The 15,196-nt window shown below is 63.9% G+C and carries 18 protein-coding genes, 1 tRNA gene and 1 riboswitch; of the genes, 9 read left to right on the top strand and 10 right to left on the bottom strand.

From position 1 onward, the window contains the following. Positions 1 to 2: 2 nt before the first annotated feature. Complete coding sequence (locus CH268_RS14285) at positions 3 to 641, bottom strand: TetR/AcrR family transcriptional regulator (protein ID WP_080729227.1); 639 nt, start codon at positions 639 to 641, stop codon at positions 3 to 5. Between the two features lie 358 nt (positions 642 to 999). On the opposite strand from CH268_RS14285, the gene CH268_RS14280 reads away from it, so the two are divergent. Together CH268_RS14280 and CH268_RS14275 are read left to right on the top strand one after the other, a co-directional pair. After that, a complete protein-coding gene (locus CH268_RS14280) occupies positions 1,000 to 2,280 on the top strand; it encodes a hypothetical protein (protein WP_094664725.1) in 1,281 nt (426 codons plus the stop codon). A 74-nt stretch (positions 2,281 to 2,354) separates the two neighbouring features. Beyond that, positions 2,355 to 3,719, top strand: a complete 1,365-nt coding sequence (locus tag CH268_RS14275; RefSeq protein WP_094664723.1) for a dipeptidase — start codon at positions 2,355 to 2,357, stop codon at positions 3,717 to 3,719. A 4-nt stretch (positions 3,720 to 3,723) separates the two neighbouring features. Here the strand turns inward: CH268_RS14275 and bcp are convergent, their stop codons facing one another. After that, positions 3,724 to 4,197, bottom strand: a complete 474-nt coding sequence (gene bcp, locus CH268_RS14270; protein ID WP_094664721.1) for a thioredoxin-dependent thiol peroxidase — start codon at positions 4,195 to 4,197, stop codon at positions 3,724 to 3,726. 78 nt (positions 4,198 to 4,275) lie between these two features. Here bcp and CH268_RS14265 point away from each other — a divergent pair, with 78 nt between their 5' ends. After that, complete coding sequence (locus CH268_RS14265; protein ID WP_027497653.1) at positions 4,276 to 4,497, top strand: DUF3618 domain-containing protein; 222 nt, start codon at positions 4,276 to 4,278, stop codon at positions 4,495 to 4,497. A 92-nt stretch (positions 4,498 to 4,589) separates the two neighbouring features. After that, positions 4,590 to 4,663, top strand: a tRNA-Lys gene (locus CH268_RS14260). A 215-nt stretch (positions 4,664 to 4,878) separates the two neighbouring features. Here CH268_RS14260 and CH268_RS27920 read toward each other — a convergent pair. Continuing rightward, a complete protein-coding gene (locus CH268_RS27920; protein ID WP_176457946.1) occupies positions 4,879 to 5,043 on the bottom strand; it encodes a hypothetical protein in 165 nt (54 codons plus the stop codon). Next, a complete protein-coding gene (locus tag CH268_RS14255) occupies positions 5,036 to 5,455 on the bottom strand; it encodes a DUF6461 domain-containing protein (protein ID WP_094664719.1) in 420 nt (139 codons plus the stop codon). Before CH268_RS14255 ends, CH268_RS27920 begins: the two co-directional genes overlap by 8 nt. Before the next feature lie 206 nt (positions 5,456 to 5,661). Here CH268_RS14255 and CH268_RS14250 point away from each other — a divergent pair, with 206 nt between their 5' ends. After that, a complete protein-coding gene (locus tag CH268_RS14250; protein ID WP_141215149.1) occupies positions 5,662 to 6,006 on the top strand; it encodes an SRPBCC family protein in 345 nt (114 codons plus the stop codon). A gap of 159 nt (positions 6,007 to 6,165) precedes the next feature. Further along, positions 6,166 to 6,636, top strand: a complete 471-nt coding sequence (locus CH268_RS14245; protein ID WP_032370176.1) for a hypothetical protein — start codon at positions 6,166 to 6,168, stop codon at positions 6,634 to 6,636. Between the two features lie 70 nt (positions 6,637 to 6,706). Here the strand turns inward: CH268_RS14245 and CH268_RS14240 are convergent, their stop codons facing one another. The 3 genes from CH268_RS14240 to CH268_RS14230 are packed head-to-tail and all read right to left on the bottom strand — an operon-like array spanning position 6,707 to position 9,533. Beyond that, a complete protein-coding gene (locus tag CH268_RS14240) occupies positions 6,707 to 7,726 on the bottom strand; it encodes an ABC transporter substrate-binding protein (RefSeq protein ID WP_094664715.1) in 1,020 nt (339 codons plus the stop codon). Next, positions 7,723 to 8,496 carry an ABC transporter ATP-binding protein gene (locus CH268_RS14235; protein ID WP_045841313.1) on the bottom strand — a complete coding sequence of 258 codons (774 nt, stop codon included), beginning with the start codon at positions 8,494 to 8,496 and terminating at the stop codon, positions 7,723 to 7,725. The genes CH268_RS14240 and CH268_RS14235 overlap by 4 nt, the downstream gene beginning before the upstream one ends. Beyond that, on the bottom strand, positions 8,496 to 9,533 hold the full coding sequence (locus CH268_RS14230) for a FecCD family ABC transporter permease (protein ID WP_094664787.1): 1,038 nt from the start codon (positions 9,531 to 9,533) through the stop codon (positions 8,496 to 8,498). The genes CH268_RS14235 and CH268_RS14230 overlap by 1 nt, the downstream gene beginning before the upstream one ends. A gap of 126 nt (positions 9,534 to 9,659) precedes the next feature. Then, positions 9,660 to 9,883, bottom strand: a riboswitch (cobalamin riboswitch). 176 nt (positions 9,884 to 10,059) lie between these two features. Between CH268_RS14230 and CH268_RS14225 the strand changes: the two genes are divergently transcribed. Further along, the gene (locus tag CH268_RS14225) at positions 10,060 to 11,088 is read left to right on the top strand and encodes an LLM class flavin-dependent oxidoreductase (RefSeq protein WP_094664713.1); all 1,029 of its coding nucleotides are present in this window, start codon (positions 10,060 to 10,062) and stop codon (positions 11,086 to 11,088) included. Between the two features lie 17 nt (positions 11,089 to 11,105). Here CH268_RS14225 and CH268_RS14220 read toward each other — a convergent pair whose 3' ends face one another. Continuing rightward, a complete protein-coding gene (locus tag CH268_RS14220; RefSeq protein WP_032374494.1) occupies positions 11,106 to 11,813 on the bottom strand; it encodes an enoyl-CoA hydratase-related protein in 708 nt (235 codons plus the stop codon). 116 nt (positions 11,814 to 11,929) lie between these two features. Here CH268_RS14220 and CH268_RS14215 point away from each other — a divergent pair, with 116 nt between their 5' ends. Then, positions 11,930 to 12,199, top strand: a complete 270-nt coding sequence (locus tag CH268_RS14215; RefSeq protein ID WP_027497643.1) for a DUF7218 family protein — start codon at positions 11,930 to 11,932, stop codon at positions 12,197 to 12,199. On the opposite strand, the gene CH268_RS14210 is transcribed toward CH268_RS14215, so the two are convergent. Next, positions 12,193 to 12,687: an SRPBCC domain-containing protein gene (locus CH268_RS14210; RefSeq protein ID WP_032384497.1), complete on the bottom strand. Its 495-nt coding sequence runs from the start codon at positions 12,685 to 12,687 to the stop codon at positions 12,193 to 12,195. The two genes, CH268_RS14215 and CH268_RS14210, sit on opposite strands and share 7 nt — an antisense overlap. Before the next feature lie 50 nt (positions 12,688 to 12,737). Then, entirely contained in the window at positions 12,738 to 14,426 is a 1,689-nt protein-coding gene (locus CH268_RS14205) for a nitroreductase family deazaflavin-dependent oxidoreductase (protein ID WP_094664711.1), read from the bottom strand. A gap of 112 nt (positions 14,427 to 14,538) precedes the next feature. Between CH268_RS14205 and CH268_RS14200 the strand changes: the two genes are divergently transcribed. Further along, complete coding sequence (locus CH268_RS14200) at positions 14,539 to 15,135, top strand: TetR/AcrR family transcriptional regulator (RefSeq protein WP_255182396.1); 597 nt, start codon at positions 14,539 to 14,541, stop codon at positions 15,133 to 15,135. The last annotated feature ends 61 nt before the right edge of the window (positions 15,136 to 15,196 follow it).

Below are 15,196 nucleotides of genomic sequence, written 5' to 3'. Positions count from 1 at the left end.
GGTCAGGCGTCGTCGGTGTTGACCGACCCACCCGAGCGCCTGCTCTCTTTTTCTGCGACGAGCAGATACGCCATCATGATTCGCTTGAGTTCGGCCACGGCATCTTCGTGGCTCTGGCCGTCCTGCACCGAGAAGTTCAGCATCGAGTAGACGATGTGCACCAACACCTGGGCCATCAGATTGCGACGATGCCGCGGTGTGCGCGGCGTCAACGGTCCGAGCATGCGTGAGACCTGATCGGCGAACTCGCGCTCATGAATGACCCCGGTGGCGCGGGTGGACGGTGTCGACTGCATCGCGAGCCATACTTCGCGGCGCGACGGGTCCGTCATCCACATGCCGGCCATGTGGTCGACGAAATTGTTCAGGAACCGCACCCAGTCCAGGGACGGGACCTCGCCGTCGAACTCTGCCAATTCCTGTTGGACTCCCACGAGGTCCTGACGATTGAGTTCGCAGACGATGACGTACTTGTTGGCGAAGAACTGGTACAGCGTGCCGATCGGCAGCTCTGCCCGTGACGCGACTTCTTCACAGGTGAACGACTCGAAGCCCACGTCGCTGAGCAGTTCACGCGACGCCTGGAGCAACGCGTCGAATTTGCGTTGGCTGCGTTCCTGCGTGGGACGGCGCCTCGGCATCAGCTCCTGAGTCTGCGCCGTCGACTCGAGCGCGGCGTCGAGACGGCGCGAGGACTGGGCACGAGCAGAGGGTTCCACCCGGTCAGGCTATCCGTCGCGGGTGCACGGTATCCACTTCTGTCGTGCGGGTCGCATCGTCCACTCCGGATTCGGTCGTTCTTGTGGGGGACCGCTGTGTGCGTCGACAGCTGTCGGGCCGTCTTACTGTGACAATCCCCAAGTCCGATATCAGCCAGCCAAACGGGCAGCCGGTATGGTTATGGATAGCGAATCAATTTCCGTGCAGGGTGGTCGTCGTTCGTGTCCGTGGGACGACGTTCATGGTCGGGAGCCTCACCCCGAGCACAGGGAGACTGCAGTGGCAACAATCGGTACAGCGATCGAATCCGGCTCGATGCAGACGGTCCTGCTCGAGCCGACCTCGGGGGAGGTGCTCGCGCACTCCACCACCTCGCTCGACCCCGACGTGACCGCCGTTCTACCGCGCGCGATCTCGGATATGCGTGCCGAGGCAGCAACACTGAACGTGTCGGTCGACGCCGTCGCCGTCGTGCATCGGTCCGAGTCCGAGCGCGCCGAACTCGCCACGGCAGTGACCGACGAGTCGACGGTGTTCGTCTCTGCATCCCAGTCGTTCTTGTCCTGGTTGGCCCGTGCGAAGGATCTCGCCGACGCGAGCACGGTGCTGCTCTATTACATGGGCGAACACGGCGTATCCATCTCTCTCGCCGACGCAGCCGATGCCACACTCACGCCCGCCAAGAATGCTGCCCTGGACTCGATGTCCCCCGAACGAATCGGCAGCACGATTCCGCTGGCCTGGGAAGTGGTCGACGAATCCGGCAAGAAACCACAGGCGGTGGCGCTGTTCGGAGACAGATCGAGCAACCGGGACTTGATCGACATTCTCTCCCTCGGTCTCGGTGTGCCCGTCGTGCGAGTGGGTGCCGCTGATCGGGTCGCCGCCTGCGGGGCGGCCTGGCTCGCGTCGGTTTCGGTCGAGGATCAGGCCGCTCTCGTGGAAACGGAGAGGGCCGACGACGCGGAAGAAGCCGCAGTGCCGGAGACGGTCCCTTCGGTGGTGCTCACGTCCCCGGTGGCAGCAACGGGCAGGTCGAGTTCAGCGACCGGCGGCCGCAAACTGATCTTCGCTGCGGTGCTGCTCGCCGGGGTGGCCTCGGCCGGTGTCGCCGTTGCAGCCACGCTGCCGAGTAATGGGGATGCGACCGCCGGGCAGAGCGTCGACCGACGCGACAGCGGTGCCGATTTGGCCGGCGCAACGCGGTACGTCGATCCGACGACCGTTTCGCCGCTCGTGCCTGGGCTGCCGGTCGACGCCCTGCCGAAGACGCTCCCGCCAACGGCGGATTCGGCCGTCGAGCCGACGACCACACCGACGACCGGGACGACGCAGCAGTGGACTCCACAGCAAGGGACTCCGCCGTCCTGGGTGCCGCCGGGCGCTGCGCCTGCAGGTACCCCGAAGCCCGCTGCGGCGACTGTGGATCCGCCGCACTTGACTGTGCCCACCGTCGTTCCCGAGCCGGGCAAATCCCAGGAGCAACTCGAGCAGGAAGCCTGGGATCGGCACTGGCAGCACACAGGTGAGTGGATCGCGCAGGAATTGGCCGGAGGCTGACGTGTCGCTTCGGTAGGTGCGAGCAAATGACAGACTGGCGAGAGCCCGTCTGTCATTTCTCGTCTGGAGGAACCATGCCGACCGATGCACGCCCCGCCGACATTCGATCCGCGATCGCGGAGTCGATGCCTCGCGCGAAATCGGAGCTGGCAGAACTGGTCCGGTTCCGATCTGTGCACGATCCTCGGCAGTTCCCGGTGGAGGAATGCGTCGGTGCAGCGCAATGGGTGCAGCGGGCGTTCGTCGACGCCGGAATTCCCGACGTGCAGTTGATCGAGACCAACGACGGCTCACTGGCTGTCGTCGGTTCTCGGCCGGCACCGGCGGGGGCTCCGACTGTTCTGTTGTATTCGCACTACGACGTCCAGCCTCCCGGCGACCGAAGCTACTGGGACAGTGAGCCTTTCGAGCTGACCGAGCGTGACGGTCGGTGGTACGGCCGAGGCGCGGCCGACTGCAAAGGCAACGTCTTGATGCATCTGCTGGCGCTGCGCGCGGTGGGGGAGTCGCTCGACGTCGGCGTGCGCATCGTCTGCGAGGGTTCGGAGGAGATGGGCACGGGCGGGCTCGAAGCACTCGTCGACGAGCGGCCCGAGTTGTTCGCTGCCGATGTCGTGGTGATCGGGGACACCGGCAACACTGCAGTGGGTCTGCCGACGGTCACCACTACCCTGCGTGGGATAGCCAACGTCGTCGTACACGTGGAAACGCTTGCCGGAGAAGTGCATTCGGGTATGTATGGGGGACCGGCACCCGATGCGCTCGGCGCGCTGATCCAGGTGCTGGCCACACTGCGTAACGAGCACGGGGACACTACCGTCGACGGTCTCGATGGCACGCGGACCTGGGATGGGGTGCCGTACGACGCCGAGCAGTTCAGGTCCGATGCCGGAGTCCTCGACGGCGTCGCTCTGGCAGGTTCGGGCACCGTGGCCGACGCGGTATGGGCACGGCCGGCTCTGACCGTTCTCGGAATCGACTGCCCGCCCGTCGTGGGCTCGGCCGCCGCAATCTCCCCTCGAGCCTCGGCACGGCTGAATTTGCGAGTTCCGCCAGGGATGGATCCGCAGCAGGCGCAGGATGCGTTGGTGGCGCATCTGGAGGCACGTACGCCGTGGAATGCGCGTGTCACCGTCGAGCGTGAGGCGATCGGTTCGCCGTTCCGGGCCAGAACGGACGGCCCGGGCTACGCGGCGTTGTCAGGTGCCTTGGAAGAGGCATTCGGACGTCCCATGGGGACGGCGGGGCAGGGCGGGTCCATTCCGTTGTGCAACGCGTTGGCGGAGGCATTGCCGGACGCCGAGATCGTGCTGATGGGCGTCGAAGAGCCCCGATGCCGGATCCACGCCCCGAACGAGAGCGTGGACCCGACGGAAATCGAGAAGATGGCCGTCGCCGAGGCATTGTTCCTGCAGCGACTGGCCAGGTCGCACAGCTAGTCGCTCACACGGATAGGTCGCGGCGCAATTTGGCGACGTGGCCGGTGGCGCGGACGTTGTACTGCGCCACCTCGATCTTGCCTTCCTCGTCGACCAGGAACGTCGAACGAATGACGCCCTCGTAGACCTTGCCGTAGTTCTTCTTCTCACCGAACGCACCCCAGGCCTGCAACGTCGTCTTCTCCTCGTCGGAGAGCAGGGGGAATGTCAGCTCCTCCTTGTCGCGGAATTTGGCGAGCTTGGCCGGCTTGTCGGGGGAGATGCCGATGACCTCGAGGCCTTCGCCGTTGAGCTCGGCGAGGCTGTCGCGGAAGTCGCAGGCCTGCTTGGTGCAGCCCGGGGTGCTCGCGGCGGGGTAGAAGTACACGATCACCTTCTTGCCGGCGTAGTCGGCGAGGGAGACGTCGTTGCCGTCGGCATCGGGCAGGGTGAACGCCGGAGCGGTGTCGCCCGGCTCGAGCTTGCTGTATTCGGTCACCGCACGAGAGTATCGAAATACCGCCGTGCTCTAGGCTCGAGTACGACCAAGACTATTTGCAGACAAGTTGGAGGACACGTGGCCAAGGACACCGACCGAATCGAGCGCGAGATCGAGGCCGCTCGCAATCAGCTGGCCAGCACGCTGGACGAGCTGAGCGTCCGTGCCAGCCCCAAGAACATCGTCGCCAACACCAAGCAGACGGTGGTGGCCAAGCTCAACGAGCCGGCCGTGAAGTTCACTCTGCTCGGAGTCGGCGCAGTGGTAGCAGTTCTCGTGGTTCGCAGGATCTTCAACTGACGCAACAGGTGCTCCGACCAGCCGATTTCACATCTGGCGGCATCTGCTGTTAATGTTTCTCCCGCACCGCAGAGAACACGCGGTGCGGATCGGCGCCATTAGCTCAGTTGGTTAGAGCAGCTGACTCTTAATCAGCGGGTCCGGGGTTCGAATCCCTGATGGCGCACATCGAAATGCCCGTTCACCAGAAGTTGGTGAACGGGCATTTTTGTTCGGTAGCCCGCGTCGTCAACCCATCTCGACCGTGTCCGCCGCTGAGTGCTCGGATTCAGTCGAGCGGCAGGGAGAAACAGTCAGCAACTCGGCCGGCCACCACACCCCTTCGAGTCGCTCATCGCTCGGCATCTCGCAACAGCCGGCGGTACTCGGCTGAGCCCTCCACTATTCGAGGGAGTCGCCGACCTTGAACTGTCCGTCGCGCAACAGTTCCTGAGTAAGTTCGATCCCAGTGTGTTTGACGATCATCGCTATATAGACCTCCAGCGTGTGAAACAGGCCGTCGGGCATCGGACCCTCGCCGTCGGGGTCATCGCCAGCTTCACGCATGCGATCTCCGCCAGGGGCTGTCAGGTTCATCGAAACCCGGCCCGTCCATCAGGAGCGCATCGAACATTGCTGTTCGAGCACCGTCGACCCACTGGGCGACATTGCTGTGGCCGACCTGAGTGGCGAACGTGAGGGCCTCGCCACCGATCGACAGCGGTGCCATCAGCTCATCGGCCAACCCCGCCACCGACGGTGCGACCGCCAGAACCCAATCGCCCACCTGTGCAACGCCGAAGACCTCGACATCGGCGTTGACACCTTCCAGGCCGGTCACGGTGCCGGTCCTCGACGTGGTCAGCGCATCGAGTACCGCTTCCGCATCGTCGTGACGGACGACGGTGAAAGACACACCGGTATGGACCCATTCGTACTCTTCGGGGATCCACGTGAATTCTTCCCAGGTTGCAGACATGGCCCAATCCTCACACGGTCGACCCAGCGATTTGAGCCTTCGTAGACGGTCCTTCCGACGTGACGAAACGGATTTCCTGCAAAGCTGTGCTCATGGCGTTCACCATCAGGCTCACGACTTCGATCGCGGCGAACCCCGCTGACGTGTTCGATCTGGAGTCGGATGCAATCGTTCACGCCGAGTCTCAGGGAGCGTACGGAGAGAGCGTGCGAGTCGATTCGAAGCGGAGTGCTCTTCGTTTGGGCGATGAAATCCATATTCGCTCCAGGCATCTCGGTGTGTGGTTCACCTTGACCAGCCGCATCACCGAGTACGAGCCCGCGAGATATTTCGTGGACGAGCAGGTCACCGGACCCTTTGCCTCGATGCGCCACGAGCATATCTTTCTCGCACGCCGGGGTCAGACGCAGATGGTCGACATCATGTCGGTCGAATTCCGTGGCGGACGACTCGGCGCTGCGATCCTGGATATTCCAGGCAAGCTGTATCTCCGGCGCGTCCTGTGCGTTCGGAACGCATACATCAAGAAGCGCGCCGAAGCGAAGCGTTGAGCGACGGCCGGTAGGGATCTGCAAAATTACACCGACACAACGGTTCTCGACCCTGTTTCTCGCCCCGTTCGGCTGCATTCGGTTCGAAAGATGCTGATCGGTATTTTTTGATGCAGACTGGCAACTCTGACATAGTTCACGCGAACCAGGAGGATTGCCATGCGATCGACCAGTCGGATTCTGATCGGAGCGCTACTTTGTGCGCCAGCACTAGCGGCGTTTCCAGCGACGGCATCAGCGGCGCAATCGACAGACGTGACGTATGCGTTCGAGGTCGACGGATCGACGGTGACCAACACGATCACCAACAACTCCGGTAGCGACTTGGCCTGCGGCACATCGTTGGCTCCCGCACCGGGCGGAGTGCTGCCGCCGGTGTGGGAGGTCGTCGGTAACGGCCAGTCGCTGTATTCGACCGACGACGGGGGCCAGATCGGAATCAGCACCCAACACGTCACCGATATCCCGGCCGGCACCTATGTCGCGCTCGCATCGTGCGTAACCGAAGGCGTCGATCCGACAACAGCGTGGGTCTCCGATTACCCCGGGCTGCCCGACGTCCTCGCGACCCTGCCGTGGAACTCTTATACGGTGCAGCAGGCTTCTCCGATCGTGACGATCGAAGACTGAGCGCCTGCACTGGATTCGAGCCTCGGAAGCCGCAACCACCGAGGTGTCGCTGCCCCGTTCTTGCGGACGGTCAGCGGCCCTTGGATCGGAGGAAGTCCGCCACCGTGGTGACGGCGGCGGGGTTGCGTGGTCCTTCGACGAGCGCTGCGTAGGGGAGGGCAATGATGTTGTTCTCGCGTACAGCGGTGGTGCCGGACATCAGGGGTTGTGCGCGGAGTTGCGCGATCTTGGCGTCCACCGAATTCGACGGTCCGGCACCGTAATCGACGATGACGATGAACTCGGGGTCGCGTTGGGCTGCGGCTTCCCAAGACGCGGTGGTCCAGGAATCGTCGAGGTCGTCGAAGATGTTGCTGCCACCGGCTTCTCGGATGATCTGCGACGGAGCTGCGGTGCGGCCGGAGGTGAAGGGCTCGGGATCGGCGCTGTCGAAAAGGAACCCCCGCGCCGGGTCTCGGCCGTCCGGAGCCCCGGCGTTCGCGGCACCGATCTGGTCCTCGTAGTCGGTGACGAGTCGGTCGGCCCGGTCACGAACTCCGAAGAGGTCGCCGAGGTTTCGTAGGTCGGTGTAGAGCGCGTCGAGGGGTTCCATGACTCCGCGTGCAGTACTGCCGGGTTGCCGGCATGCTTCGGTGAGTTGGTAGGGAACTGCGCCTATGCTGCGAATCCAATCGGGAGTCACGCCGGTCGACTCCTTGTAGCCATAATTCCAGCCGGCGAAAACGAAGTCCGGGTTCGCCGACTGAATCACCTCACGGGTGAAGGCGTCGGCCAGTTCCGGTGCCGCGTCGAAGTCGCTCTTCCACGGCGAGGAGTCGATGTCTCGCTCCTTGCCCGGGTAGCTGGTGTATCCGACGAGGCGGTCGGCGAGGCCGAGGGCGAACATCATCTCGGTGATGCCGGTGTCGTTGGTCAGTACCCGCTGTGGGGTACCGGTCACGGTCAGCGGCTCGCCGCAGTTGGTGACCGTCACCTGATCGCCACCCTGCTCGGTGGCTGTGTCGACCTGGGCTCCGCACGAACTGACCAGTGCTGCAACAGCGGTCGCGGCAATGGCGATCGTGCGAGGCCGGCGAAAGAGGTGGGTCATCGAGTGTCCTTGTCGTCGAAGAGAACCTGGGGAACTCCGAGGCGTGGGTGGGTGACGATGTGTCCGCCGATCCCGAACCAGGTCGAGAGCACCTTCTCGGTCACGACTTCATCGGGTGAACCCGCACAGACGATGCGGCCGGCGTGAAGTACGACCAAGCGGTCGCAGAATTGGGCGGCGATATTCAGATCGTGAAGCGCGGCGATCACCGTGATCTGCAGGCTCGCAGCGGCGCTCAGCACTGCGTATTGGTGTCGTATATCGAGGTGATTGGTGGGTTCGTCGAGCACGAGCACGTTCGGTTGCTGGGCGAAAGCCCGTGCGATCAGAACACGTTGGCGTTCGCCTCCGGACAATGACAGGAACGATCGGTCCAACAAATGTTCCACGTCGGCGACGGTCGAGGCACGAGCGCACGCGTCGTCGTCGTGGGTGCGGTTGCGTCCGAACGTGGAGTTGTGTGGAAGACGTCCGGTGGCGACGACCTCGCGTGCGGTGAAGTCGAAGTGCATCGAGGAGTCCTGGGTGAGTGCTGCAACCTGACGTGCGTTCTCTCGCATGGTGATTGCGGTGATGTCGCGGCCACCTACCTCGATACGTCCGGTCGAGGGCTCGGTCGCTCGATACAGACACCGCAGCAGTGTCGACTTGCCGCTCCCGTTCGCGCCGACAATGCCGACGATGCTGCCGGCGTCCAGGCTCATGGTGATGTCGTCGATGATGCGGGTGCCGCCGATATCGACTGCGACGTCGGCGTAGTCGACGCGCATCAACGGTCGCCGATCATCGCGCCGCGGCGACGCATCAGCAGTACGAACGCCGGAACTCCGACTGCCGCGGTGATCGCCCCCAGGGGGAGCTCCTGCGGCGGTAGAACCGCTCGGGACACCAGATCTGCGGTGACGAGGAAAGCCGCACCCAGGACCGGGGTGATCACGACAAGCCTGCTGTGGTCGGCCCCGACCAGTAAGCGTGCCACGTGAGGTACGACCAGACCCACGAATCCCACGGCGCCACAGATCGACACGTAGCACCCCGTCATCGCCGCTGATGTCACGAAGAGAGACAACCGTAGACGTGCCGCGTTCAAGCCCAGTGCCGCGCTGACTTCGTCTCCCATCGACAGCGCGTTGAGTCTGCGTGCCGTCAGAGCGGTCGCGGCGACTCCGGCCACGGTGACTGCGGCGGCCAGCGGGACGCTGGCCCAGGTGGCACCGGCGAGGCTGCCGAGCAACCAGAACATCACACTGCGAGCGCCGTCGCCCTGAGGTGCCAGGAAGATCAGCACGGTGGTCATTGCAGAGAATCCGTAACCCAACGCGGTACCTGTCAGGACCAGGCGCAGTGGCACCAGCCCTACCGGGGAGCGTGCCATCAGATACACGAGGGCGGTTGCGGCGAGTGCGCCGAGGAATGCTGCACTCGAGAGTGCGTAGATGCCCAGGGCACCGAATGTGCCGAACAGGACCACCGACGTCGCGCCTACCGATGCACCCGAGGAAATTCCGAGAACGTAGGGATCTGCGAGTGCGTTGCGCACCATCGCCTGCACCACCAGTCCGACCACAGCCAGACCTGCTCCGATGACCGTCGCCAGCAACACCCGAGGCAGCCGAGAATCGATGACGATGCGGTAGTCGGGGACATCGCCGACGGCGATCGTGCCGCCGGACAGCTGTGCCCACAGGTAGCCCATCGCGTCGGTTGCCGGGATGTGCGCGGCCCCGAACATCAGTGCCGACAGTGCTGACACCGCCCAGATCGCGGCGGCGAGCACAGTGAGGGGCAGGACCGATCTGGACTGCATGCGCAACTTTCTCCGCTGATCCCTGACCTGGCGACCTGCGAAAAGCACGGCTTCCGAGGCGAATCCGCGCAGCGCGAACGACGACCTCGTCGACCGTGTCCCTCGGGATCGACAGGCGACCACGCCGGCGGCGCAGCCGCGGTGGCAGGTCTTCGGACTCGCGGACACGCCATCCGACGACGTTCTCGGACGACTCCTATTGGCGGTCGCTTCCCGGGACGAATCCCAGTGCTCGATGACCGCGGTCGTTTCCACTCACCGCTGCGGGGCAGTTCCGGATTCTCACCGGATTCCCTCTTACGATCCGATGACCAGCACGGCCATCGAAAACCAACGCCCACGCACGATAACAGCTCAGGCGTGACGCGTTGTGTCGGTCGGCTTCGGTGCAAGTCAGCGGATGTACTTCGCGGCGGATGAGGCGAAGCGTTGGGGAGAGTAGTAGTTTTCTGCCCACCGTCCACTGGAATAATTGAACCTTCATCGACGCTGATGGGTTCGTCCATCCCGAATCGAGAGGTACCCAATGCACCTGGGCGTAGACAGCTTCGTCTCTTCCGTGACCGATCCGACCGACGGCCGCGTCATCGCGCCGGAGGAGAGGATGGGGCACCTACTCGAGGAGATCGCCCTCGCGGATCAGGTCGGTCTTTATTCGTTCGGCATCGGTGAGCACCATCGCAGCGAGTACTACGACTCCGCTCCGTCGATCATTCTGGCCGCAGCAGCCGCGCGCACCGAGAACATCCGGCTCGGCAGCGCGGTCAAGGTACTCAGTGCCGACGATCCGGTGCGAGTGTTCCAGGAGTTCGCCACTCTCGACCTGATCTCGAAGGGCCGAGTCGATTTGGTGGTCGGCCGAGGCTCGTTCACCGAGTCTTTCCCACTGTTCGGACTCGACTTGGCCGATTACGATTCCTTGTTCGCCGAGAAGCTGGATCTCCTGCTGCAGATTCGCGACAACGAAGAGATCACGTGGTCCGGCCGGCACCGGCCGGCGCTGAACCGTCAGGGGATCTATCCTCGTCCGCTGCAGGATCCGCTACCCATCTGGGTCGGTGTCGGCGGCACCCCCGAATCATTCGCTCGTGCAGGGCTTCTGGGCCTACCCCTGATGATCGCCATCATCGGCGGAGAGCCGCGCCAGTTCGCGCCGCTCGTCGACCTGTATCGACGCGCGGGCGCGCAAGCGGGTCACTCGCCGGAGAAGTTGAAAGTCGGATTGCACGTGTTCGGATTCGTCGCCGACACCACCGAGGCGGCAGCCGACACCATCTACCCGGGCTGGAACGAGATGTTCACCAAGATCTCTCGCGAGCGCGGGTTCGCTCGTCCGAGCCGACAGCAGTTCGACGCCACGTCGGGACCCAACGGTGCGTTCTTCATGGGAGACCCGAAAACCGTTGCCGACAAGATCGTTCGAGTAAGCGAACAACTCGGCGGTGTGGATCGACTGTCGCTGCAGATGACCAATCCGCGCCTCGCCCACGGTGATCTGTTGCGCGGCATCGAGCTACTCGGTACCGAGGTCGCTCCGCTGGTCGCCGACGCGTAAGCGGCAGCGAGCGAGAATCAGGTCGCGGCCCATTCCATTTCGTCCACACCGGCGACCGGGGTCGACAGCGAACGTATCTCGCTCGCGTACATCGTGCGCTTGATTTCGCCGAGCACAGGGCCGCGGGTTCCGATCAAATCCGTTGCCCGAGAGAGTGCGTCGTCACGCAGCCGTTCCTCGGTGGACACTGCGTCCACCAAGCCGAGGGCGGCTGCGTCCACTCCGCCGTAGCGTCGGCCCGTGGTCAGTGCTTCGTGGAACGTGTGCGGTGCGAGCTTGGCTCGGACCATGTCGACTGTTCCCGGGCTGTAGGTGGCACCGATGTTGACGCCAGGAAAGCACAGGAAGCCGCGATCGGAGCGCATGACGCGGTAGTCGTGTGCCATGACGAAAAATGCGGCACCCCCGTAGGTGTGCCCCTGCATGGCCGCCACCGTCTGCATCGGGAGGGTCAAGAACCGCACCAGCAGTTCCTGCACCGTTCCGATGAACCGGTTGATCTGGTCCAGGTTCTCGGCACCCCAGGACAAGTCGACTCCGGTGGAGAAGTACTTTCCGGTGGCCGTCGTGACCAGTGCAGTCGGGCCACTACTGGCTTCTACCTCGTCGAGCAGAGCGTTGACCTCGGCCACCCAATCCGGCCCCATCCGGTTCTCGGTGTCCTCCACGTCGCGGGTGCCGAGATTCAATACGAACACGTCCGCGACACGATCCAGGTATGGCATGTCCCGAAAGTACCCAGCTTTCGTTGTTCTACCCCACGGCGACAGTAGGCACGTGTGTTTGCCGGCGGGAACACCGGGTAGTTGTATCAGTACAAACGATCGAACGGAGGATCAGCATGCCCACCAACGATGACCAGCCGCAGCTCAAGGACCAGGATCTGTACGAGAAGCTCCGTGACGAAGGGAACTCGAAGGAGAAGTCGGCGCGCATCTCGAATGCCGCGGCCAACGAGGGCAGGAAGAACGTAGGTAAAAAGGGCGGCGAATCCGGATCGTACGAGGACTGGACCGTCGACGAACTGACCGATCGAGCGAAGGAGATCGGCCTGGAGGGCTACTCCAAGCTGAACAAGAAAGAGCTGATCGAGGCGTTACGCAATCACTGACGTTGCGGCCGCAGAGACGAGTAGTACTCCTGCTGTGCGGGGTAGTAGTCGTCGAATCTCGGCAGCAGTGCGGCGTCCCTGGATGCGATCAGCATGTCCAGGTAGTACTCCCAGCCCGGACCTATGTCGCCGACGCCGTCCGTGCTGTCGAGGCCGTGGGTCAGCACTACGAGTGTGTCGCGGCCCTTCTCGGTGAGCTTGACCTCGAGCGGCCAGCCGCCCTCGTCTGTCATACGGACGGCCAGTCGTTGGGGCGGCTCGCAGGCGTCGATCGCCATGTCGGCGACGGGTTCGCCGTCCTCGAAGATCATGGTGACACGGATGCTGTCGTCCGTCACCCGTTCCCAGGGCCCGAACCACAACGCGGTTCGAGAGGACTCGGTGAGGCTGGCCCACACATCCACTCGTGACGCGGAGACGGTTCTGCTCAGCTCGAGGGCGTAGCCGGTCTCGGTCTCGCGCAGCGTGCCCGTGGGTATCGGTGCCATCGGGTCATTATGCGTCGTGCGACGATCCACCGTCGAGCGCAATCGTCCTGTCAATCGGTGAAATCGATCCGCACAGATATCGGGTCGGTCTGGAGGGCGCGAAAACCTGCGCCGATGAGTCGCGCGAACAGTGGGTTCGCGGAGAAAGAGCGCGCTCGCGCACTGACGTCGTCCTCGGGCACGAACGTAGCTGTGCCCGCTCGCCACTGATCGCCGACGCGAATCCTGATACGCGGCTCGTCGCCGATGTTGGCTCCCCAACCGGACCTGGTTCCGTGCTGGGAGATCACCCATGCTCCCGCCCGGTCGAACGAAGCAGAGACCGGTACCTGTCGGCGCAGACCGGATCGACGGCCCACTGTCTCGATATCGGTGACCAGCGATGTTCTGACTCCGACGGACGCCAGCCCGTTCACGAGCGGGTTGGCGACGTGCTTTCCGATCCACCGCTCCCGGCGGAACTTCGCAGCTGCGGCGGACGCTGTCGTGCTGCCCCCGGCGCGCCGACTACGAAACGCGTCCCAGCCGTTGCGCTGCACCATTGCTATCGCTGTTCGCCAGGCGGGGCGTCCCGAATCGGGTTGCCCTCCGTCGCCGATGAGCTGCAGTTGGTCGGTGTGCCACTGCAAGTCCAGAGCGCCGTTGATCTGTTTGAAAGCACCAGCTTTCGACGGAACTCGCAGGGCGACGAGCGGAGTCTCGACCCGATCCAGTGAGCCGTCGACCAGTGAACGGGCTACTGCCGGGGCGAGAGCAGTCGGGCGACCGAGACCGACGACGTCGCACTCTCCCGATCGTACGGCCGCACTCATCACCGAGCGGGTGCGGAAACCACCGGTCACTGCAAGTGGAACGCTCCCGGCTGCGTCGCGCACCGTGTGGGCGTATTCCAGGAAGTAGGCTTCGCGATCGCGAGTGCTGGAGGTGCCCATCATCGCGGGTGATTCGTAGCTGCCGCCACTGATTTCGATCAGATCGATCGCTTCCTCGACGAGATGCTCGACGGTGATGCGAGATTCCTCTTCACTGAATCCGCCGCGCTGGAAGTCTGCAGAGTTCAGTTTGATTCCCACTGCAAAGCCGGGGGACACGGCCGCTCTGATGGCGCGCACGACGTGAAGAACAAATCGCATTCTGCCGTCGAGGTCTCCGCCCCACGCGTCCTCGCGTCGGTTCGACAGGGGTGAGAGAAACTGGGACACCAGGTATCCGTGGGCACCGTGGAGTTGCACTCCATCGAAGCCGGCCGCCTCCGCTACCGACGCGGCCAGGGCGAACCTGTCGATGATGTCTCGAATCTCGTTCTCGCTCAACGCACGCGGTGTCGGTAGTCCGGGAACGCCGGACGCGATGGCAGACGGGGCGACGGGCGTGGCACGGGTGACGATCGGATTGGCCTGCCTGCCTGGGTGATTGAGTTGTACCCAGATGGGGACGCCACCGTCGGAGGTCGATTTCGCCCAGCGCGCCAGCGCATCGTGGTCGCGGTCGTCTTCGATGACGACGTTGCCGGGTTCGCCCAGGTGAGATCGGTCGACCATCACGTTGCCGGTCACCACCAGTCCGTAGCCACCCGCGCCCCAACGGCGGTACAGCGTTTCGAGCCGGGTATCGGGTGCGTGTTCTGCAGTCCCAAGGCCCTCGCTCAAGGCCGCTTTCATCACGCGGTTCGGAAGGGTCTGCCCGCAGGGGAGTGGGAGCGGGGTGCTCAGTTCGACGACGTCGGTCTCGGTGGGCATGGCGTGACTCCGGTTCAGCGATAGCGTGACGGGATATGATTGCCGTCATAGTCACACGCGACTGTAGATGTAACTCGGTGTCACGTCAATGATCGTGTTGGAAAGGTGATGGATGGCGAATCGAAGCAGTGCTCGTGAGGACATGCTGCGCAGTGCGGCGCAGTTGTTTCGGCAGCGCGGAGTCGAAGCGACGTCGTTGGCCGACGTCATCGAGCACGCAGGTGCGCCGAGGGGCTCGATCTATCACCACTTTCCTCGGGGCAAGCCTCAACTGGTCGAGGAGGCAACGCGAACGGCCGGCGCGGTGATGGGGGCCATGATCTCCGAGGGGTTGGCCCAGGTCGGGCCGGCGGCGACGGTGCGCGCGATCATCGAGGGTTTTCGCAGTGAACTGTCGAGCACCGATTTCGTGTCCGGTTGCCCCATTGCTCCTGCCGCACTCGAGGGGGCGAATGCCCCCGGTGCCGTCACCGCGGCCGGGGAGTCGTTCTCGTCGTGGGAAGACACGATCGCCGCATCGCTCTGGCAGCACGGGTTGACGAGAGAGCGGGCCCAGGCGCTCGCGACGTTCTCCATATCGGCGATCGAGGGTGCGCTGATCGTGGCGAAAGCGCAGCGATCGACCACCGCGCTGGATCGGACCGAGGGGGAGTTGTTGGCTCTGCTCGACGCGGTCCTGGACGCAGCGGGTGCGCAGAGTTCCCGATAGCGCCTATTGCTATAACGCAGAGTTACAGTTACTTTCCCTTCAGGAACTATGTCGACCGTCA

It is taken from the genome of Rhodococcus sp. 06-1460-1B, from assembly GCF_002258475.1.
Classification (GTDB): domain Bacteria; phylum Actinomycetota; class Actinomycetes; order Mycobacteriales; family Mycobacteriaceae; genus Rhodococcoides; species Rhodococcoides fascians.
The sequence above is the reverse complement of the archived record's forward strand: the minus strand, read 5'-3'. Positions and strand labels throughout refer to the sequence as shown.